This is a genomic window from Thermithiobacillus plumbiphilus (genome assembly GCF_038070005.1).
In the GTDB taxonomy this organism is placed as follows: Bacteria; Pseudomonadota; Gammaproteobacteria; order Acidithiobacillales; family Thermithiobacillaceae; genus JBBPCO01.
Genome location: NZ_JBBPCO010000009.1, coordinates 129963 through 150744, shown reverse-complemented (window position 1 = coordinate 150744; position 20782 = coordinate 129963). Strand labels below are relative to the sequence as shown.

The window sequence follows — 20782 nt, the reverse complement described above, 5'->3', positions numbered from 1 at the left end:
CCGCAGCCGATGTCCACCACATGCTGAAAGGGCCCCTGCCGGCGGCTGAGGGTGCGTTCGATCAGGGTGGCAAAGCGGTAGGTGTCCGGCCCGAAGAACACGGCGTCCGCCTGCACGGTCGGGAAGGCGGAATGCACGAAAAGCTGCCCGCCGAGGCTCGAATAGCGCACCCGGCTACGCCAGAGTTCGCCCACGGGCTCAAGCAGATCGGCCGTTTCCAGCAGCGTCCACATGTCTCGCGGGACGATATCAGGCCTGAACGGGCGACTCCAGCCGAAGACATCCCGCAGGTCGCGCGCAGGCCGGCCCGCTTCGCGGGCATTGACCCGCCGATGCGTCTCGGGCGTCACGCAGGTGAAGTGATAATCAGCCGCCTGCAGCAGGCGGCCAATGGCCAACAACTTGTTTTCAGGGCTTGTGTTCTGGTGGTCTGACATGAGCAGGGGGCTTTTCCAGGAGACAAGCGCGAGTGGCTATAGAACTATCTCATATCTGCCAGTGCTCTTGTCAACCATGGCCAGGACCGCCAGGGGCACAGGTTACCAACATGGATTAATCCATATGGCGTAGCCAGATTCATCCACCTGGCGCAGGAGGAATGATGAACCTCAAGAAGACAGGGTGATCCCGCAAGCCGCTGATGGACATGCTGCCACCTGACAGTATGCTGATCTTCAGTGGCTCTTGCGAAAACAAATCATGCGAATCCTGGTATGCCATGCCATCCGGGACGCGGAGAACGACTTTCGCTGCTGATGCTTGAACATAGCCCCTTTGGCCACTTTCATCACTCCAGCTTTTACCAGATTCAGGATAGTTGCGTTGCCAAAGCGCGAGCAGCAGCTGTCCAGTACCGACGATCGGCACCATTGCCAAGGGCCATTGGCCATCATAACTTGTTACTTCTGGCATTGCCGCGGGCATGATGCGCTGAGTGCCAGTCTCCAGAGATCCAAGTGAATGGATGAGCTTGCCGAGCACTGCCAGCGCCATCCTTTCCTTGTAGGTCGCAGAATTCAGGACAGAATAGTTGCTCTCCTCTTCAAGCACATAAAAATCAATATTTTTCAGTTGAAGACTCTGATAGGCCAAGAACTGGCGCACCAGGAACAACGCTTGCACAAAGTCGTTCCCCGTATTCAACCCCGTTTCCGTAACCTCCAGGGGAATACTATATCCGAACGTCTTGAGGAAACGTTCTTCCGCAGCTACGGCCAACGGCAGATTAGCGCTCTGATTGCCGCCCTGCACGACTTTGTAGGGAAAGGTTTCTGCTGCCGTCGGATACCAGGTCTGCGATTCCGGAAAGGGTCCATATGGATGAAAAGCTTCAGTAAAAGTCTCTGCCTCTGAGCCTTTCAGGAGGTCGGCACTGGGATTCTCCAAGGATTCCCAATCTCCTGTCTTGAGAAAAAGCCAGTCACCGTCAGCAGTTTTGTTGGTTGCCGCATTGCAGAGCTTTACATTCTGGTAAGGCCAACGGGCACTCAGATTGGCAAGCACTGCTGGATAGACCGCAAAATCATCTGTGGTACTTGTCATCCAATCGGGAGGAGTACCGGAAAAAAACCTCTTGGGACTCAGCCATGCATCATCCGGCCAAGGTGGCTCATTCCAGATTTCGATGCTTCCTGTCACACCATTGCTCTCTACTTGTCTGGCTAGTTCACGAAGATAGTTGCAGTAGGCCACGACACCGGGATCCATCGGATCCACCTGCTGCGGAAAGGGGTACATCAGCTTGTTCAGGGCCAGGGGAGTGCCTGCAGGTAATGGTGACAGCACTGGCGCCGCAAGAGTGATCTGTCTTTTGGAGACATCTATTGCCAATACCAAGGTGCCATAGTAGTTCCATTTATCGAGATAGTTTTTCCCTTGTGAGGGATGTATCGATCCGCCAGCGCCCAGCGCAAGGAAAGTCATCCAGGGCTCAAAACCAGACAGATCTCCTTCGACCACCAGGGTACTATCACCAGTATTGGCTTGAGACAATAGCTTGAGTTGGGCATTTGCCTGCCAGGGTGGCCCATAGGCCCCTACCAAGCGGACGCGCATCCCGCGTGAGCGAAGCTCATTGAGCAGCTTTACGCTCGAGCCTCTGTATTTACCAGGGGCGGCAACAATTTCCTCATTGCTCCAAGCGCCTGGTTGCGACCGGATCTCGCGACAACCTGCAGCCCGTGCGCGATCCAGCACCCATCCAAGGTCTTTGGGATAACCGAGGTTGAATCCCAGATGGTCCATCATGCTTGCGGCAAAAACAGGCGGCCACTGCTCGATGATACGATCATTCACGGCATAAAGAACGGTTTTTGGCAAAGGCAAGACCGCTTCACTGGAAGTTCCAGAACCGCTGACATTACTATTGGGGGGAGTTCCAGACCTGCTGCCCGAAGCGGTAGTTGCAGCATCCGGCGTTCTACTGTCACACCCACCAAAGCCCACAATTGCTGCTCCGGCAATGACTTGTCCCAGGAAACGACGTCGACCAATGTTGCATGGCTTGTAGTTAGGCATGGTAACTCCATTCAATCCCTGGATCTCACATTGATCGCAAGTTTGCACTACTGGATCTCAACATTTGCCGTTCTGGACCAGAGCAGCATCCTGCATGAGTGATTTTGTCAGTATCTTGGTAATTGCCCGGTCCACCTCGTCCAGGGATCTTTCCAGAGAAAATCGGCTAAGCGCCCGCTCGTGCCCTTTTTTGCCAATCGAATGTAGAGTAGATGGATTTTGCAGAAGATTTCTGATGGCTTCAGCGAGATGACCAGCATCCCCGGGTGGAACCAGAATGCCGCTGATTTCGTTCTCGATGATCTCGGGCACGCCACCTGCCGCTGTTGCTATCACTGGCTGGCCGGCCAACATGCCTTCAACGACGACCTTGCCGAATGGTTCTGGCAGGGTCGATGCATGTACCACGATATCCACGACCCGCATCAGGGCCGGTATTTCATCGGAATGGCCCCAGAAATGCACCCTGTCCTGTATTCCAAGATCTTCCATCTGCCGTTTGAGCGCCTCATGAAAATTGCGATTTTCATAGGTGGGGGCACCAACGAGCAAGCCATGCACGCCCGGCAGGGCTGCCAGCGCTTTCAGGAAAACGTGCTGCCCTTTCCAGGGAGTCAGACGTCCGAAGATCCCGAGCAAGGGGGCATCCCCGCAATGTTGGTGCCGCCAGGCAAGGATCCTTGTCAGATCCGGGTCCGCAAAATGGGCCGGATCCGTTCCCGGATAAACGACCTGTACGAGATCCGCGCGCCCGCCGCATTGCACAAAGGCGGCTCTGGTCGCTTCGGAATTGGCGAGCACGCGACTGGCATATCGATTGGCCAGGCCAATGGCGAGATCGCGCAGCACCGGATGGAAGTTGCTGTTGGTGAAGATATCGTGCAGATGCCATAGCAGAGGCGTGCCGGAAAACCGTGATGCCACTGCCGCAACGATGAAGGCTTTTTGCGAATTTGCATAAATCACGTCGAACTCACTCGCCTTGCGTGCAATGGCATGCGCCAGGCCAAAAACAGCGGGTACGGCCCGAATGGCTGTCGAGAATCCGGAACCACGTCGTATCCGCATCATGCCCTCGGCACCGTGAGACAACCCCACCATGCACCCCCTGGATTCGAGCAAGTGTCGAAACGCGCCATCCTCAAAGAGCATGACCTGCGATCCTTCGGCAAAATGGCTTGCAATATCCAGTAGACACAGTTCCGCTCCGCCCAGATCTCCGGTATGATTCAAAAACAGTATGCGAGGCTTCATCACAGCACCTCCTGGTAAACACTGCGAACCTGACGGACGATCAGCGGCCAGTTATAGTTTTCCTGCACATAGCGTCTGCATTGTTTGGCATCTGGCAGATGCAGTACTCCTCGCAAGGCGGCACGCAAACCCTCGGCGAGTGCATGGCTGCCTGTTCCGCCAAGCACCAGGGCAGAGGACAAGCCCCCTACCGCTTCAGGCAAGCCACCGACGGGAGTTACCAGAACCGGGGTGCCAGAGGCCAGGGATTCCAGCGTGGTCAGGCCAAAACCTTCCAGAGCCACTGACGGAACAATGCTCAGATCGGCTGCCCGATAGACATAGGGCAAGTCGCTGTCATCGACAAAACCAAGCAGATGCACATGATTCTCGAGTCCAAGCGATCGAATGCGCGCTTCCAGCATGCTCGCCAGTGGCCCCTTGCCGGCGATATGGAGCAGCGCATCGGGAAATTCACGGCGTACCGCCAGCATGGCCTCGATGAGATTTTCCAGCCCCATGCGGTTGACCAGACGCCGTACCGTAATCACGATCGGCCTGTCTTGTGGCCAGCCAAGACGACGCCGCGCTTCTGCTTTCGAAACGTTCAAATCGAACACACTGGCATCCACCGCACTTGGCACGACCCGGATACGCCCGACATCCACGCCGTAGTTCTCGGACAGCAGCCGTCCAAATGCGCGCGTATGAACGATGCATCGATCAGCCTGTTGATATACGGTTTTCTCCAGCCTGAACTTGGCTTTATAGGCAAGTCCACGGCCACCCTCCATGGCCCCCTCATCCGCCCAGGGGCCATGAAAATGGATCACCAATGGAAACTTCCTGATCCGGTCAAGCAGCGGGAAGGTATAAAGCGCAAAATGCGATGCCACCAGGTCCGGCTTTTTTTCAGCCAGAAGATTGCCCATGGCCTTCCGGACTGCAAAAAGACGTCTTGACAACGGGATTTTCGCCGGCGAGAAAGACCGGATGAATCCGCCGGAATCGCTCAGCACCCGCTCCGAGCCCGCCACCAGCCCTCTGACCGCCACGCCTGCCCCGGGGAGCTTGTTGACCAGGTTGTAATAGAATCGATCCATTCCACCGGGCTGTTCCGGGAACCATGCCATACCGATCTCAAGTACTTTCATGTTCATTCTCCACCCCCAGTGAAAAGGTCACCGAACATGCCGGGTATGCCATTCGAGCACCGGCGAAGCCCTTACGAAATGCAAGGATCCATCAGACGCAAGCCACCTCCCGATAAGCTTCCAGATAATTTTCAGCCATGTGGCACCAGGTAAAGCGCTCCATGACGTTTCGCGCGGCACGGCCCATCGAATATCTGAGCTCCGGTTGATCCCGGAGCAGCTGCATCGCTCCAGCCAGGCTATCGACATTGTCGGGGTCATCCAGCACGATCCCGGACTCCGGCGTGAGCATTTCCGCCCCGCCAGTGCAGCGCGCGGTGATCACTGGCAAGCCGGAAGCCATGGCTTCCATGAGCACCAGCCCGAGCGGCTCGTACCGGGATGGAAAGATGAAAAAGTCGGCTGCACGCATCAGGGCCGGCATATCTGTACGTTTGCCGAGAAAGTGCACCCGGTCTGACAGCTTCAAGGAATCGGCAAGGGCCGGAAATGGGCTTCCTTCCAGGGTGCCAGCCACGGCCAGATGCACTTCTGGCACCTTGACGAGTGCCCGGAGCACGGTATCGAGGTTTTTGCGCGGTGTACGCAGATCACCCGCAAACAAGGCCATCGCCTTACCTTCCGGCAGTCCCAGCACGCGGCGAACGGAATACCCCGGGCGAAACTCATCAAGATCCACCCCGTTGTAGATGACGCGGATCCGCTTTTCTGAAACGCCCAGGACCATCAATTCTTCCGCTATCTTTCTGGAAACGGCGACGACCAGGCCGGCGCGGCGGAATATGAATCTCTCCAGCAAGGCGTTGAAGCCTGTATAAAAGGATTGGTAGGCGGCATAGACGCCCTGCCAGGGGCGAAAAGGATAATGGCCCGAGCGTAGGAAACCGCTATGGACGAAATGCGCCGTATTCAGGTCTCCCGGATGCCAAGTGACAAATCCATTGGCGTGCAGTACGTCACATTCATCCCGGTTACATAGCAGCCACACGGCCGCCGCGATCGCGAAGGAATGCTCCCTGAGCAAATAAGTGGGCAACGCGGCTACCGGAACCCTGACCCAATCGAAATTCGGCTCTTCTTGTAGTTCCGGCGCCACCTCCATGGCTATGGCTATCACCTGGTGGCCTGCCGTGAGGGCCTTCCTGGCAATTTCATAGTTCACGCGTCCCTGCCCGTCGCCCCGCACCAGCTTGTGGGTAATGATGCCGATCTTCATATTTCCTCCCTTTCGCTATAAAACCGCGTTCCAGCCAGTGCGAGCCCGGCAAATCCCCAGAAGATCATGCCGACCTCCCCGATCAGGGTGTTCACGAAAGGCAACTGGGAGAATACCGCCAAGGCAACGGCCACTTCGGAAGTCAGCCAGGGATCAGCTCGCTGACTCCTGGCGCGTAACAGATAAAACAGCACACCGCCACTTCCCAGGAAATACAGCAGGCTGCCGGGCCAGCCGAGCACGAACGGGATATTCATGATTCCACTGTCAAAATGCATGAATCTTTGCTGATCTCCCTCGCCTGGCTGATCACTCTGTAATTTCGTCGCCATGCCTGTCGACCCGAGCCCCGTGCCCCATAGTGTTGTAATTGCCGTTTCCCAGAATCGGTCATAAAAGGCGGATCGGGCCTGATAACTCTGGTTTTGTTCCAGATTCTGGATGGAATCGAAGCGACGCTCGACCTGGTTTGCGATCGGCCCAATGCTGAGCAATGGCAGGGAGATGACAAAAATCACGAGGGCCGACAGGATGATGCGAAGCACCTGTCTGGAGGGCACACGCGCCAGTAGATAGATCATCCCGACCAGCCAGCCGCCCCAGGCGGAGCGCACCAGCGACAACAACAGCGCGACATATCCGAATACCGAGGCCGGCAGTCGCAAGCCACCGCCAGGCGCGAAAAGCAGCAGCAGGCCGGACATGATGTAAACCGCAAAGGGCCCTGGAGAGTTCATGGTGCTATAAACCCGCACTTCGAAAGGCGCCGGCTGGCCAATGGTGTTCATCGGCACGTTCAGCATCCAGAACCGGTCCCAGGCAGGCGGCGCCAGAAATTGCAGCAGGCCATAGCTGCCCATGATCAGCACACCCCAGGCAAAGGCACGATGTATGGCATGGCGATTTGCCGCGTACTCCTCCCAGCGCAGGGCCATGTGAAAGGCAAAAGCGATGGGAATTCCCCAGCTCAGGAGTCCGTAGCTGGCAGCGACAGGGCCGGATTGCAGGAATCCGGAAAGATAGCCATACAGCACGCCCGCCATTGCCAGACCCAGCGGAAAGAGCCAGCGTTGCCGAATTTTCGGCAAATGTATGAACAGCGTGAAAAAGGTCAGACCGGTTACGAGATAGGGTGCCAGCATGATCGGCGTTATTGGCTGCCACCCCACCTGGAAATCCACCAGGCGGCGGACCTCAGGGGTCAGGAACCATAGCCACCAGGCATAGCCGAGATAAAAGACCGGATAGCACCGGAAGAGCCAGATTCCCAATGCCAGCGCCAGGACGGGATAGAGATAGTTGAGCAATACCCCGAGATGAAGCAGCAAGGTCAGCAGGGTGATCAGGACAAACCCTGTGGCGCCTATCCAGGCAGGCGAGACTCCTGATCGCCCGGAATCGGGCAGCGAGCTTTCAGCTAGGTTCGTAGCCATGTTCTCACGCCCTCATAGCGACCATGGAAGGAAGCGACGAATCTGGCCATCACGATTCCGCCTTTTCTGGGCAGGAATCGCAGCACTTGCGCCAGACCATAGGCTTCGCTGGTACCTATCAGGAGTGCCCACAACAGAAACACGGGCTTACGCCAGAAAGGCAGATGATCGAGAAGCACCAGGGTTTCGTTGTGGACCATGTTGGATTGCGCCTGAAAGTTGAAACTGGCGCGTTGGTCGATGTCATGCCGCTTGGCCGGGAAGTGATCCACGGCCACCGCTGGATCGTAGATCAGGCGCCAGCCAGCCCGCTTGATGGCCAGACACACGCCCATCTCATTACATACTTGTGCACCATTACCTCGCAAACGCGTATCGAATCCAGTCAGCCGCAGGATCTCCGTGCGAAATGCAAAATTCGCCCCTTTAAGCACATCAACCTCCCGAGCAGCGCCAGCGCCAATGTGATGGTTACCAATGGCGCGCCCATACCAGAGAACCCTGCCCACCTCTACGCATGCACCTTCTTCCAGAATGCCACTGTGATATACCCAGTCACGGCCGCCGACGCCACCAAGTTCGGGATCAGCCAGGAAATGGGCTTCTATCCGTAGAAGCCAATCTGGCCAGGGAGCCGCGTCATCATCCGTAATGGCTACCACATCGCCGGAAACCTCCATCAACCCGGAGTTCAAGGCCGCCACCTGACCCGCTTGATGTACGGTGACCTGTCGTAGCGGCAAGCCCTGTCTTGCCGATTCGGCAGCAACCCGCCGGCATTCATGGTCGTCCTCCCGCAAGACCACCAGCACTTCATCCGGGACGCGATGCTGCCCGGCAAGGGCACGCAGACAGCGCGACAAGTCATCGGGGCGGCGATACGTTGGAACCAGTACACTGATTTTCATGGATCAAGTCCTCCCGGTATTCCGAACCAAACGCATGACATCGACAAGTTCCGACCAGACGGGCAGCAATTGCGGAGGGGCCACATTGAAGATGCGTGGCACGCTGAGATTGATCATCAGGAGCCGCAGGATAGTCGAGATCAGCATGGCACTTGCCACCCCAGTCAGACCAAACCGCGGCGTCAGCAGCATGACCAGGATGACAGTCAGTATCAGGCTCACACCCTGCAGGATAGAGACGAATCCCGGTTTTCCCACGGCCAGAAAAGCCTGGGCCAGCACCATGCCGGCACTCGCGAAAATGGCATCGAGCAACAGGATTCGGAAGACCTGTGTTGCTTCGACAAAGCCAGGCCCATAGAGCAGTTCAAGCACCCAGGGTGCCAGCAGCCCCAAGGGCAAGGCCACCGCGCCAGTCAGCGCCAGGGTGGCTCTTACTGTCCTGCCCGTGACTGCCAGAATCTCGTCAGGCGCTCGGCCAGCGGTTTTCGGCAACAGGACATTGCTGATCGGAGAAATGAGACTGCTCAGGGTGCGCGCCAGACTGACGGCAACCACATAGAGACCCATGGCAGCAGGACTCAACAGCCCAAGTACAAGCACACGATCCAGTTGCGGCGCCAGTACGGTGGCGAGACTGGATCCGGCGGAGCGCCAGGCATAAGACAACAGGGCTTCACTTGAAGAGCGGAATGAGCTGAGAACGGGACGAAAGCTGATCCAGGTCCAGCGTAGGCCCCAGAGAAAAACCGGAAAGGCGGCCAGCAGGTAGGCTAGCGTTGCAGTGAAAGGGGAAAGGTTTCCTGAAACAACCAGCAGGAGCAAGGCCAGGAGTGTGAATGCGGGAGTAAAGTATCGAAGCCGGTTGTAATCAGTGAAATGGCTCATGACCTGCATACCGGCCATGAAGACCAATCCGGTAACTTCCAGGGGCGCGACAAACATCATCCACTGGGCGAAATGAACGATTTCCGGCGAATAATGCTGTAGCCAGATCGGAATCAGCCACCAGCCAAACAGGACCGAAATCCCGCCCATGGCCACCGAGAGGACAAGCGCGGCACCCATCAGCTCTCGCTGAAGTTCTGGTTGGCACTTGGCCTGATAAACCAGGGCCGTAGGTAATCCAAGCACGACCATATATCCCAGCAGTTGCGGCCATAAGGTCATGGCCGCCAGTTCGCCGCGACCCTCAGGGCCCAGCATTCTGGCAGTGAGCACACCCGTGCCGAGATTGATCGCCATGATCAGCAGATTGGTCCAGAGCGTGGAGACCATCGCCCCGACCCCAGTCTCGCCGCGCAGCAGACTCAAGAGCCGGATCACCAGTGTAGCGATTGAATGCCTCATGCAGGCAACCTCTCCCGAATGCAGAATGTCGCAGTGAGTACTTTTCCCCGCCCGTATTACATATCGTATTCAGATAACTACTGAAGATCGGTATGCAGGAATGCCTTTACTGCCTTTCAAATCAGCCATTATTCCAACAGCAATATTCGGGCCGCAGGCGATACATATCGGATTTTCCTCACCTATGGCGAAAACCACGAATCATTATATTTTTTCAATGGGACAAAGGACCTATTATTTGATTTTTTTAATCAGCCTTAAGTCCTATGCATACCAACTTTGATCCTAAATCCCAAGTAGCAAGCCAAAGGTTATCGCACCAAATTACTACATGAGCACCAAATCAGGGCCCTTTTTTGGGCAATCATGATTTCTCTCGATATTCGGTTTGCCAGAATTTTGCCAATGCCAAATAGTTTGCACACAAACCAATTAGTCGCGATCCAAGCAACAGCCAACATTCCAGGCAATCTGCACATGACTATTCCGCCATGAAAATTATTTTCCAGAATTCAGGCATGGTCCTTGCTGCAGATTGACTGAAGATATCTCCTTGACCAGCTCTGGAGAATTATTGGACTCCAGGCAAGAGCACACATAGAAGCGCCAGTAGAATATTTTTCTGCTTCATTCAGTACAGCTTTAAATCGCTGCAGACCCGCGGACACCGATCCGATCAATCTGTACAGGAGTCTGAATCATGCTGAATACACAAACGCCCTTGCCTCCGATTACCGATGCGTACGACAGCGAGGCAGGACATTGTCAACGAATGTTCCCGAAGACAGGGATCACCAGACTGATACTCTTATCCAGTGACTCACTTGCGCTCTTGACGAGCACACTGGCCGGACTGGCGATTGCTGGCATCTTTGGCAGCGAACCTGCAGAAACATGGCACTTGCAGGCAGGCGCGCTGATCATGCTTTCACTTCTGGGTTTGGCAGCAACCAATCTCTATCCTGCACCAGGATTGAATCCTCCCGAAGAAATCCGCTTGATATTTCTTTCCATCAGCAGTGTTTCAGCCACACTTTTTTCCGCATACATACTATTTCAGCCTGCCGGCCTTCCACCGCCATTCGTCATCCTCATTCATTGGCTAAGCAGTCTGCTGCTCATTCCTTTCGGGCGTTCGATCGCAAGGTCATTCTTTGCCCAGTGCTGGTGGTGGGGAACAGCCCTGGTCGTGTGTGGCCAAGGTGAAACACTGACCAGAACGGTACGTGAGCTTGAAGAGAATCCCCGTCTGGGCTTCAAGGTCATCGGCCGGATGCAGGATGAAAATGACTCAGGAATGTCGGTTGACGGAATTGTCGATCAAAGCAGCGCCGAAGCCAGGACACTCGTGGAATCAGGCGTGAATTATCTGCTTCTCGCACGTAACGGCCGCCACCCCGATGAAATGATTCCATTACTCAAATCTCACAGTCTGACCTTTCCGCACGTGATCATGCTCGCGGATAGTGTGGGCAGCACGACGCTGGCGGTGGCACCGAGGGACCTTGGTGGTGCTCTGGGGCTGGAAATGCAGCACAAGCTCCTCATCCCCTTCTATCAGCAATTAAAGCGATGGATGGATCTGGTGCTGAGCTTAACCGGAGGATTGGTCATTCTTCCGCTTCTGTTCATCCTGGCCATTATGGTCAGGCTGGACTCACCAGGCCCTGTGTTTTTCCGTCAGGAAAGAATTGGCAAGAATGGCAAGCCGTTCAAGGTATGGAAATTCAGGACCATGTACGTGGATGCCGAAGTCCGCCTGCAGCAAATCCTGGAAGAGCGGCCGGATTTGAAGGCTGAGTTCGAGCAGTTTCACAAGTTGCGCCAGGATCCCCGCGTAACCCGTTTCGGCGATTTCCTGCGCAAGTCAAGCCTAGATGAACTTCCGCAACTCTGGAACGTGATGCGCGGCGAGATGGGCCTTGTGGGACCGCGGCCGGTCAGCCGGGAGGAGGTACTGCAAATGCAGTCAGCCCGCGATTTGATTCTGAGTGTCAGGCCAGGCATTACCGGTTATTGGCAGGTATCCGGGCGCAATAACATTTCCTACACGGAAAGGGTGCAGATGGAGCTCTATTACGTCCGAAAATGGTCGATCTGGTTCGACTTATATCTGCTGGGGCGGACCATCAGGACAGTGATCAGTGGTCATGGCGCCCACTAATACGCAACTCACCAATTCCAGGAAAGGAGATGTGCCATGGAAACCATGCTAGGACCGGTCATCCAGACCCCGATGAAAGCACAGAAAAATGATGAGATCGATCTGCATGAGCTTGGCCTGGTTGTGCGCAGACACTGGAAATGGATTGTGGGAATAACGCTGCTCTGCATTTTGGCCAGTATTTTCATGCTGCTCTGGTCACGCCCTGTATTCAGGAGCAATGGCGGCCTGTACCTGGGGGACATACACGACAGGAATCTGGCAAGCCAGGACAACTTCAGCCGGGCACTGGATCAGGGCAGCATGTCCGGAGGCATTGAAAGCCAGATGGCGGTTTTGAAGAGCCGCGACCTTGTCGTGCAGGCCATCAAGGAAACCGGGCTGAACGCCCAGGTTGAAGCAGCCGGCTCTTCCGATAACTTGCGTAACTGGCACTGGAAGCTTTCCGGAAAGGACATCCGGCTTTACAAACCCCGCCAGGATGCCCTCGTTGCCATATATGCAGACCTGCACAACCCGATGCTCGCAGGTAGCCCTCTGAGCGTCAGGTTTGCTTCCAAAGGGCATTACCAGGTATTTGCCGGCAAGACGCTGCTTGGCTCGGGGATGATGGGCCAGCCATTCACAGTCCCTAACCAACTGAGCATGAACCTGCAGGGATATGACAAGGGCTTCGTGCCAGCGCCAGGCAGCACATACAAGCTCAGTATCCAGCCCGCCTATTCCTATTATCAGACACTGATCAGAAATGATGCCCTGCAGGTGTATACACCCAAGAAGGAAAATGGCGAGGGATCTACCAGCAAGGCCAATGTCATCTATGTCGGTTTCAAAAGCACCCAGCCTTATCAGGCCTCAGCTTTCGTGAACCAGTTGATGGCTGATTACCTCGCCCAGAGTCTGCGCTGGAAAACGGAAGAAGCCAGCGCGAAAGGCGACTTTGCCAAACAGCAACTGGAAAAAGTACGCCAGTCACTCGTGCTGGCCGACCAGAAGCTCGCAGCATACAAACAGAAGACGGGGATCATCGAAGCGCCAGAAAACGCCAAGGTCATGATCAGTTCGGCTGCGGATTACCAGAAACAGGCGACCGAGGCGCGCATGAAGCTCAATGCCTTGAACAACATCGAGCGACAGATCGCGGCCGGCCATATCGACAGCTATCAGCTCAACATGGCCGACAGCAGGGTCCTCGACGAACTGAGCGGCAGCCTCGCGAAGTCCGAAGCCACGCTTGCCCAGCTCAGAGAGACTCAAACCGATGCCTCTCCGTTGGTGGCGGAACAGAAAGCTGTCTCACAGCGCCTGCAGCAGTCGATTGCCGCACTGATAGCCAATGAGCGGCAAATGGCGAGCCAGACCTTGGCCGACCTGCAGGACCGCATTGGCAGAACGGATGCGGCGATGAAGCAGTTGCCACGCTCGGAAATGGAAATCATCGCCCTGACCCGCAATGCGGAGGTCCTGGGCAAGCTATATGTATTCCTCATGCAGAAGCAAGAGGAATCCGCCTTGAGCAAGGCTTCTACAGTCTCCCAAAATCATATTCTTGAAGAAGCAATCATACCGGACCAGACAATCAGCCCAAAAGCCTCTTTCCTGCTCGGGACTGGGGTGTTTGCTGGCCTGTTTCTAAGCATCACATCAATCTTTGCTTATCACTTCCTCTCCAGGCGGGTCCAGACTTCCCATCAGGCCCGCAGAATGCTCAATGGCGCTCCAACCTATGCAGCCCTTCCGCATCTGCCTGGCAAGCAATCAGGAAACAATCCGCTTTTCCTGGTTGAGGCACCACAATCCACCGGCGCCGAATCGCTCAGAGTGTTGCGTTCGAACATCTATCACACCCTGCAGGGCAGGCTGGGCCAGATAATCATGATCACCTCTGCCGTCCCGGGTGATGGCAAGACCACGCTTGCCACCAACCTCTCCCACGCGCTTGCACTGGATGGCAAGAAAGTTCTACTCCTGGATCTGGATCTCAGGACTTCCGCAAGGGACAGATCGAAGTTCCCGCGAAGCCATGTGGGTGCCGGTGAACTGCTCTGTGGAATTACACAGTGGCGCAATGCCGTGCAAAGAGTCATGAATGGCAGCTTTTCATATATCAGTCCGATCCTGGAGACGGACATGAGTCCCGCCGAGATTCTCAGCCATGAAAAGGTCGACAGGATCTTCGACGAGATCAGACGTGAATTCGACTACATCGTTCTGGATACACCGGCCTTCCCCACCGTCAGTGACAGCATCATTCTGGCCCCGCGCGCAGATCTGATGTTGTCAGTACTCCGAATTGGCCATACACCTCGGCAGGAATGGGCAGAACACCAGGAGGGACTAACAGGACTCGTTCTGCTGCGTGGAGTCGTGATCAATTGCGGCGAAATCATGAAGACGCACATGTATGGCCTGAACACCCGTCGGGATGGCTCCAGGTCAGCAACCCGTCTATTGCAGCGTGCCGGCTAGCCATAAGGAGATTGTCATGAAAATCGCTGTGGTCCATGAATGGTTTGTCGATTATTTCGGATCAGAACGCGTCGTGGAGCAGATCCTCCAGTGCTATCCGGAAGCCGATCTTTTTGCCGTGGTTGATTTTCTCAAGGATGACGAGCGCGGATTCCTGCTGAACAAGCATGCAAAGACCACCTTCGTCCAGAAGATGCCATTTGCACGCAAGCATTTCCGTCAATATCTTCCGCTCATGCCAATGGCCATCGAACTGTTGGATCTATCCTCTTATGACCTGATCATCTCCAGTTCCCATGCCGTAGCGAAGGGAGTGATCACCGGCCCCAATCAGGTGCATGTCAGCTATGTTCATTCACCGATGCGATATGCCTGGGACCTGCAGCACCTGTATCTGAGTCAGGCAGGCCTGAAAACTGGCTTGAAAGGCTGGATGGTGAAATGGATGCTTCACAAGCTCCGCATATGGGACACGCGCAGCGCAAACGGTGTGGATCAGTTTCTTTCCAACTCTCACTACGTTGCGCGTCGCATTGAAAAAACATATCGGCGTGAGGCAAAGGTTATCTTTCCCCCCGCAGACATCGAAGCCTTCCCGATGTGTGAGGACAAAGAGGATTTCTATCTCACCGCATCGCGCATGGTTCAGTACAAGCGGGTCGATCTGATCATCGAGGCCTTTGCCGCGATGAAGGACAAGCGGTTGATCGTAATTGGTGATGGTCCTGATTTTGAAATGATGAAGTCCAAGGTAACCAGCAACATTACATTGCTCGGCTATCAGCCTTTCAACCAATTGCGCGACTACATGCAGCGTGCCAAGGCCTTCATTTTTGCTTCCGAGGAGGACCTGGGCCTGACCCCTATAGAAGCACAGGCCTGCGGCACGCCTGTCATTGCCTATGGCAGAGGCGGCGCGCTGGAAACCGTGATTGGGTTGCCAACCGAACCAACACTGATCTCTCCAAGATCGCATCATGCAAACCGCGAGCAGTCATCGCCAGGACCTACGGGCATTTTCTTCGAAGAGCAGAGTGCGGCATCGATCATCGATGCCGTTCACCGGTTCGAAACCGCTTACCCCCTTTTCTCAGCCAGGGAATGTCGGGCCAACGCTCAAAGGTTTTCGCCTGAGCGTTTCCGGCAGAAATTGATGGAAGCTGTATCTGAAGCCTGCACGCGCTTCGACATGGCAGCAACCCGGCATTCATCATTACGAATGCTGCAGGAGTCCAGGGTCACTCAATGAACGATTCCACAAAGATAAAACATTTACATGAGTCCGGGCTAAACAGATTCATTGCCTAACCCCGATCTTGATGTCAACACGGGAGGTGTTACATGGTTTGTCGCTCTAAAGCCCCACTGCGCCTTGGCTTTGCTGGAGGCGGAACGGATGTGTCTCCTTTCAGCGATCAGCATGGTGGTTTCGTTCTGAATGCAACGATCGACATGTATGCTTACTGCACCATCTTTGCCATTCCGGGAGAAGGCATTTGTTTCCAGGCCATGGACTTGCAGGAATCATTCAGGGGGCCGCTGCAGGAATTTTTTCCACTGGATGGCGTCCTCAGTCTGCACAAGGCGGTCTATAACCGGGTTGTCAAGGAATTCAATCAGGGCAAGCCGATGGAAATATGCGTGGTCACCTATTCGGATGCGCCTCCCGGTAGTGGACTCGGCTCATCTTCCACCATGGTCGTAGCAATGTTACGAGCCTACCAGGAAGCACTGAATATCCCTCTGGGTGAATACGATCTTGCGCAGCTCGCCTTTGAAATAGAGCGTTGTGATGTCGGGCTCGCCGGCGGCAAGCAGGATCAATATGCCGCCACGTTCGGTGGTGTGAATTTCATGGAGTTCTATGGTCATGATCGAGTCATAGTAAATCCACTGCGCATCAAGGATGCCACCATCAATGAGCTGGAAAACTCCATTGTACTTTATTACACAGGCCGGTCGCGGGATTCAGCCCGTATCATTCAGGAGCAGGTGGAAAACACCAAATCACGATCGGAACAGTCTGTCCAGGCCATGCTCGAGGTGAAGGAGGACGCCCTGAGCATGAAGGAGTTCTTGTTGAAAGGAGATATCGAGGGCTTCACGGCCCACCTTGGAAAGTCCTGGCAGGCCAAGAAGCGCATGGCCAAGGCGATCAGCAACGACTTCATCGAGTCCATTTTCGAACGTGCCAGCCAGGCCGGCGCGCAGGCAGGCAAGATCTCTGGCGCGGGGGGTGGTGGATTCATGATGCTCATGACCTCACCAACAAGACGACTTGAACTATTGTCGGCACTGAAACCCCTGCAGGGAGAGATTGTGAGATTCCACTTCACGGGCCAGGGGGCGCAATCATGGCGAGCTTGAGAACATTCGTTCAAAGTGAAATCCGCAGTTCGATCGGCGTCAAGGAAGAAATTCTTGGCATGGATGCGCTGACGGAAGAAATAGCCTGTGTCGCCGAACTCTGCGTGTCCGTCTTTCAAGGCGGCAATCGGATTCTGCTCGCTGGTAACGGCGGTTCCGCTGCAGATGCGCAACATATTGCTGCGGAATTCGTGAGCCGCTTCATGTTTGACAGGCCGGGCCTCCCTGCCATATCACTCACGACGGATCCCTCCACTGTTACTGCCATAGGCAACGACTATGGTTATGAGAACCTGTTCAGTCGGCAACTCCAGGCCAATGGCCGTCCTGGTGATCTTTTCATCGGCATTTCCACTTCCGGCAAATCACCCAATATCCTCCGAGGATTCAAAACCTGCCACGATTTGGGCATTCATTCAGTGGCACTCACGGGCAAGGGAGGCATTCAGGCCATGGAACTGGCGGATCACTGCCTGATGGTTCCTTCATCAAGTACCGCCAGAATTCAGGAATCACATATTCTCATTGGCCACGTCATCTGTGCCATTGTGGAACGCTTGATTTTTGGGGACAGGGAACGCCTATGAAGGAAGCCATCATTCTTGCAGGTGGGCTTGGTACCCGGCTTCGTCAGATCACTGGCGAAGTCCCGAAGCCACTGGCACCTGTCTGTGGCCGCCCTTTTCTCGAACATCTCCTGCGTTATCTGGCCGCTGAAGGAATCGCGCGGGTATGCCTTGCCGTCGGTTATCGGCGCGAGATGATCATGGAACATTTTGGCCAGGAGTTTGCGGGAATGGAACTGGTTTATTCCATCGAGACCGAACCGCTGGGCACGGGCGGCGCGTTGCGTCAGGCTTTGGAATTGATGCACGCAAAAGACATTCTGGTCCTCAATGGCGACACATTGTTCAAGATCCCGCTTCAGCAAATGTTCGACGCACACCAGGCGGAGCAGTCCAAGGTAACGCTGGCCCTCAAGCCAGCCCACCAGGCGAGTCGGTTCGGCAGCGTGCAGGTCATCGAGGGAAGAATAATGGCTTTTGGCGCAGCTCAGCAGGGAGAGTGCCATTACATCAATGGTGGCATATATATCCTGCAAAAGGACTTGCTTAGCAGACCCGACTTGCCGGATAAGTTTTCATTCGAGGCCGATTTCCTGCAGCCAGAATTAGGCAATCTGGATGGCGCCAGTTTCATATCTGACGCCTACTTCATCGACATTGGCGTTCCTGAAGACTACCACCGTGCGGACAGGGAACTATGTGTGAATTGAAAAGGGCGCTTTTCCTCGATCGTGATGGTGTCATCAACAAGGATTTCGGGCATGTGCACCAGCTTCGGGATTTCGAGTTCGTGGATGGAATATTTTCCCTGTGCCAATCGTTCCAGGCCGCCGGGTATTTGATCGTGGTGGTCACCAATCAGGCGGGAATTGCGCGTGGCATGTATTCCGAGCATGACTTTCATCAACTCAGTGAATGGATGTTGAGCCGATTTGCTGACAAGGGCGTTTTCATCAGTGCCGTTTATTTCTGCCCACATCATCCGAGCTTTGGGACTTCAGCAACCCAATGCACATGCAGAAAACCAGAGCCAGGCATGATCTTGCGTGCGCGCACTGATCTCGATCTGGATCTGGGCAACTCGATCCTGATAGGTGACCATGAAAGCGACGTTAGAGCAGCGCATGCTGCCGGTGTAGAAACGACGGTGCTGCTACGTGCTCCCATGACTGCCCAAGTCCCCTCTGAGGCCACCTACATTGCCAGGGACCTCGACCATGCCAACAGCATTCTTGAACATACGTGTTCGCTGCATGTGGCTGGCAGCCCGAGTCCCGATATCGATTCAAGCCAAGGGCATGATGAAAGTCCGGTCTCTGCGTTTGGAAATGGATCTCCCATCCTTAGGGCATGTAGTTTGTGATTGTCACGACGACCTTCCTGATTGAGTAACGCGACGATGATGATGTAGAGTCCAAATCCATAGCCGGAAGGAATTGACATAAAAAAGGATTTTCCAAGGAGCAGATCATTGGCTTTCTGCTGGCGGCGGATACCGGGATACCGCGCAAGTATCTGTGTCGGCTAAACGGATTCTTGGGGCCGATCTACTACTTTGACAGAACAAGTTCAGTGGTCCGAAGGACTCGGAGGCCGAATTACCCATCATTCGGCCTGTCTGGCCAACAATCTCGTGGGTCTGGGTACCTGCGCATCAGGCGCGTTGTGCAATGAAGTCGATCACTTCGGCCAGACCCACATTTTTCTTGAGATTGGTGAATATGAAAGGTTTGTCCACGCGCATTTTCAGGGCATCGCGGTCCATGACTTCCAGACTGGCGCCCACGTAAGGCGCGAGATCGATCTTGTTGATGATGAGCAGGTCGGATTTGGTGATGCCGGGTCCACCCTTGCGCGGGATCTTGTCCCCTGCGGCCACGTCGATCACATAGAGCGTCAGGTCCACCAGTTCCGGGCTGAAAGTGGCCGCCAGGTTGTCGCCGCCACTCTCGACGAAGAGGATGTCGAGATCGGGGAAACGCTGTTCCAGGACCTCGATGGCGGAGAGATTCATGGAGGCATCCTCGCGGATGGCGGTGTGCGGGCAGCCGCCGGTCTCGACACCGATGATACGCTCCGGCGCAAGAGCGGTGCTGCGCACCAGGAACTGCGCGTCTTCCTGGGTGTAAATGTCGTTGGTGACCACGGCCAGGCGATAATCATCGCGCATCGCCTTGCACAGGGCATCCACCAGGGCGGTCTTGCCGGAGCCCACTGGCCCGGCGACGCCGACTCGAAAGGCACTCATCGTTCTTCTCCCATGATCAACTGCGAAACAGGCGGGTGTACTGTATTTCATGATGCATGCTGGCCAGCGCCAGTCCCGGACCGAAGCTCGCCAGTTGCTCATCCGGCAGATCCAGGGCCTGCGCTGCTGCCAGGCGAATGTCGCCCTGCAGGGACCAGAGCAGGCGCTGGCCGGCGGTCTGACCCAGCGGGATGAGCTTCACGCCGGCGCTGATGATATTGCCGGCCCAGGCATGCAGATAGCCTTCCACGGCCATGTGCTGCGGGATCTCCCAGTAGGCTGCGGTCAGCCCGAAAACGCTGCTGAAGTGACGGGCAATTGTACAGGCCGTCTGCAACTCGGCATCAGTGGGATGGAGATCCCGCAGCAGGCGCGCCAGGGCCCGGCCCATGTCGAGACTCTGGCCGCGCAGTTCCTCGCTCTCGCGCGTGGCATCGCACCACGCATCCCAATAGCGTAGCAGGGACAGGTCCCGGGCCTGCCACGCAGACCAGGCCCGCAGGACCAGCGCGGCTTCGAGCCGGGCATTGCCGGAGTGCAAGGCATCCAGCAGCCAACTTTCGAGGCTGCCGGCGTCATTCACCTTGCCCGCCTCGCAGGCCTGCTCCAGCCCTTCCGAGTAGCTATAGGCGCCAACCGGGAGCGCAGGGCTCGCCAGTTGCAGGAGCCTCGGGAGAGCCAGTTCAGCGTTCATGGCCATGGATCAGGCGTGGTTCATGTGAATGGCCATGATAGGCGCCGTTTTCTGGCTGGAAGGGCCGGATTTCCTCGATGACCTGCAGATGCAGGCGGCGGAGCATGTCCGCCAGTACCGGGTCAGGCGACAGGCGCAGGAATTCGGGCGTGATTTCCAGCGGCACATGCCGGTTACCCAGATGATAGGCCGCGCGCAACAGCAGAAGCGGATCGGAGGCGCTGACGGTCAGTACCGGCTCGGGACGGGCCAGCACACGCGCCACATGCTCGCCATCGCCGTAGAGAATATCAGAGTCGCGCAGCACGGTGCCGCGTGGCAGGCGCAGTTCGACCTCCTCGCCGGATTTTGCATGACAGCGAAAGCGGCTGCGCTGGCGCTCTTCAGCGCTCAGCAGAAGGTTCATGTTGGCCCGGGCATCGGGAATGGGGTCCAGGCGTTGCGTGAAGATGATCATGGCGTC

General features: G+C 55.7%; 18 protein-coding genes. 7 read left to right on the top strand and 11 right to left on the bottom strand.

Features of this window, described 5'->3' with window-relative positions:
- The 8 genes from WOB96_RS10320 to WOB96_RS10285 form a co-directional block, all read right to left on the bottom strand.
- A partial coding sequence (locus WOB96_RS10320; protein ID WP_423229736.1) for a hypothetical protein occupies positions 1–437 on the bottom strand: 437 nt, incomplete at its 3' end.
- Positions 438–576: 139 nt separating this feature from the next.
- On the bottom strand, positions 577–2517 hold the full coding sequence (locus tag WOB96_RS10315) for a hypothetical protein (protein WP_341371210.1): 1941 nt from the start codon (positions 2515–2517) through the stop codon (positions 577–579).
- Between the two features lie 57 nt (positions 2518–2574).
- A complete protein-coding gene (locus WOB96_RS10310) occupies positions 2575–3771 on the bottom strand; it encodes a glycosyltransferase family 4 protein (RefSeq protein ID WP_341371209.1) in 1197 nt (398 codons plus the stop codon).
- A complete protein-coding gene (locus tag WOB96_RS10305; RefSeq protein ID WP_341371208.1) occupies positions 3771–4904 on the bottom strand; it encodes a glycosyltransferase family 4 protein in 1134 nt (377 codons plus the stop codon). Before WOB96_RS10305 ends, WOB96_RS10310 begins: the two co-directional genes overlap by 1 nt.
- Positions 4905–4995: 91 nt before the next feature.
- A complete protein-coding gene (locus WOB96_RS10300; protein ID WP_341371207.1) occupies positions 4996–6120 on the bottom strand; it encodes a glycosyltransferase family 4 protein in 1125 nt (374 codons plus the stop codon).
- Positions 6117–7553 (bottom strand): O-antigen ligase family protein, encoded by a 1437-nt coding sequence (locus WOB96_RS10295; RefSeq protein ID WP_341371206.1) that lies wholly within the window; start codon positions 7551–7553, stop codon positions 6117–6119. The genes WOB96_RS10300 and WOB96_RS10295 overlap by 4 nt, the downstream gene beginning before the upstream one ends.
- On the bottom strand, positions 7538–8461 hold the full coding sequence (locus WOB96_RS10290) for a glycosyltransferase family 2 protein (protein WP_341371205.1): 924 nt from the start codon (positions 8459–8461) through the stop codon (positions 7538–7540). The genes WOB96_RS10295 and WOB96_RS10290 overlap by 16 nt, the downstream gene beginning before the upstream one ends.
- A gap of 3 nt (positions 8462–8464) precedes the next feature.
- Positions 8465–9811: an oligosaccharide flippase family protein gene (locus tag WOB96_RS10285; RefSeq protein ID WP_341371204.1), complete on the bottom strand. Its 1347-nt coding sequence runs from the start codon at positions 9809–9811 to the stop codon at positions 8465–8467.
- Between the two features lie 700 nt (positions 9812–10511).
- Between WOB96_RS10285 and wbaP the strand changes: the two genes are divergently transcribed.
- The 7 genes from wbaP (at position 10512) to gmhB (ending at position 18740) form a co-directional block, all read left to right on the top strand.
- Entirely contained in the window at positions 10512–11975 is a 1464-nt protein-coding gene (gene wbaP / locus WOB96_RS10280; protein ID WP_341371203.1) for an undecaprenyl-phosphate galactose phosphotransferase WbaP, read from the top strand.
- A gap of 36 nt (positions 11976–12011) precedes the next feature.
- On the top strand, positions 12012–14444 hold the full coding sequence (locus WOB96_RS10275) for a GumC family protein (protein ID WP_341371202.1): 2433 nt from the start codon (positions 12012–12014) through the stop codon (positions 14442–14444).
- A gap of 16 nt (positions 14445–14460) precedes the next feature.
- Positions 14461–15693 (top strand): glycosyltransferase family 4 protein, encoded by a 1233-nt coding sequence (locus WOB96_RS10270; protein WP_341371201.1) that lies wholly within the window; start codon positions 14461–14463, stop codon positions 15691–15693.
- A gap of 92 nt (positions 15694–15785) precedes the next feature.
- A complete protein-coding gene (locus tag WOB96_RS10265) occupies positions 15786–16811 on the top strand; it encodes a GHMP family kinase ATP-binding protein (protein WP_341371200.1) in 1026 nt (341 codons plus the stop codon).
- A complete protein-coding gene (locus WOB96_RS10260; protein WP_341371199.1) occupies positions 16799–17398 on the top strand; it encodes a D-sedoheptulose-7-phosphate isomerase in 600 nt (199 codons plus the stop codon). Before WOB96_RS10265 ends, WOB96_RS10260 begins: the two co-directional genes overlap by 13 nt.
- Positions 17395–18087, top strand: a complete 693-nt coding sequence (locus tag WOB96_RS10255) for a nucleotidyltransferase family protein (protein ID WP_341371198.1) — start codon at positions 17395–17397, stop codon at positions 18085–18087. The genes WOB96_RS10260 and WOB96_RS10255 overlap by 4 nt, the downstream gene beginning before the upstream one ends.
- Entirely contained in the window at positions 18075–18740 is a 666-nt protein-coding gene (gene gmhB, locus WOB96_RS10250; protein ID WP_341371197.1) for a D-glycero-beta-D-manno-heptose 1,7-bisphosphate 7-phosphatase, read from the top strand. Before WOB96_RS10255 ends, gmhB begins: the two co-directional genes overlap by 13 nt.
- Before the next feature lie 291 nt (positions 18741–19031).
- Here gmhB and ureG read toward each other — a convergent pair whose 3' ends face one another.
- The 3 genes from ureG to ureE are packed head-to-tail and all read right to left on the bottom strand — an operon-like array spanning position 19032 to position 20776.
- Positions 19032–19625, bottom strand: a complete 594-nt coding sequence (gene ureG / locus WOB96_RS10245; RefSeq protein WP_341371196.1) for an urease accessory protein UreG — start codon at positions 19623–19625, stop codon at positions 19032–19034.
- A gap of 16 nt (positions 19626–19641) precedes the next feature.
- Positions 19642–20319 carry an urease accessory protein UreF gene (locus WOB96_RS10240; RefSeq protein WP_341371195.1) on the bottom strand — a complete coding sequence of 226 codons (678 nt, stop codon included), beginning with the start codon at positions 20317–20319 and terminating at the stop codon, positions 19642–19644.
- On the bottom strand, positions 20309–20776 hold the full coding sequence (ureE, locus tag WOB96_RS10235) for an urease accessory protein UreE (RefSeq protein ID WP_341371194.1): 468 nt from the start codon (positions 20774–20776) through the stop codon (positions 20309–20311). The genes WOB96_RS10240 and ureE overlap by 11 nt, the downstream gene beginning before the upstream one ends.
- Between the last annotated feature and the right edge of the window lie 6 nt (positions 20777–20782).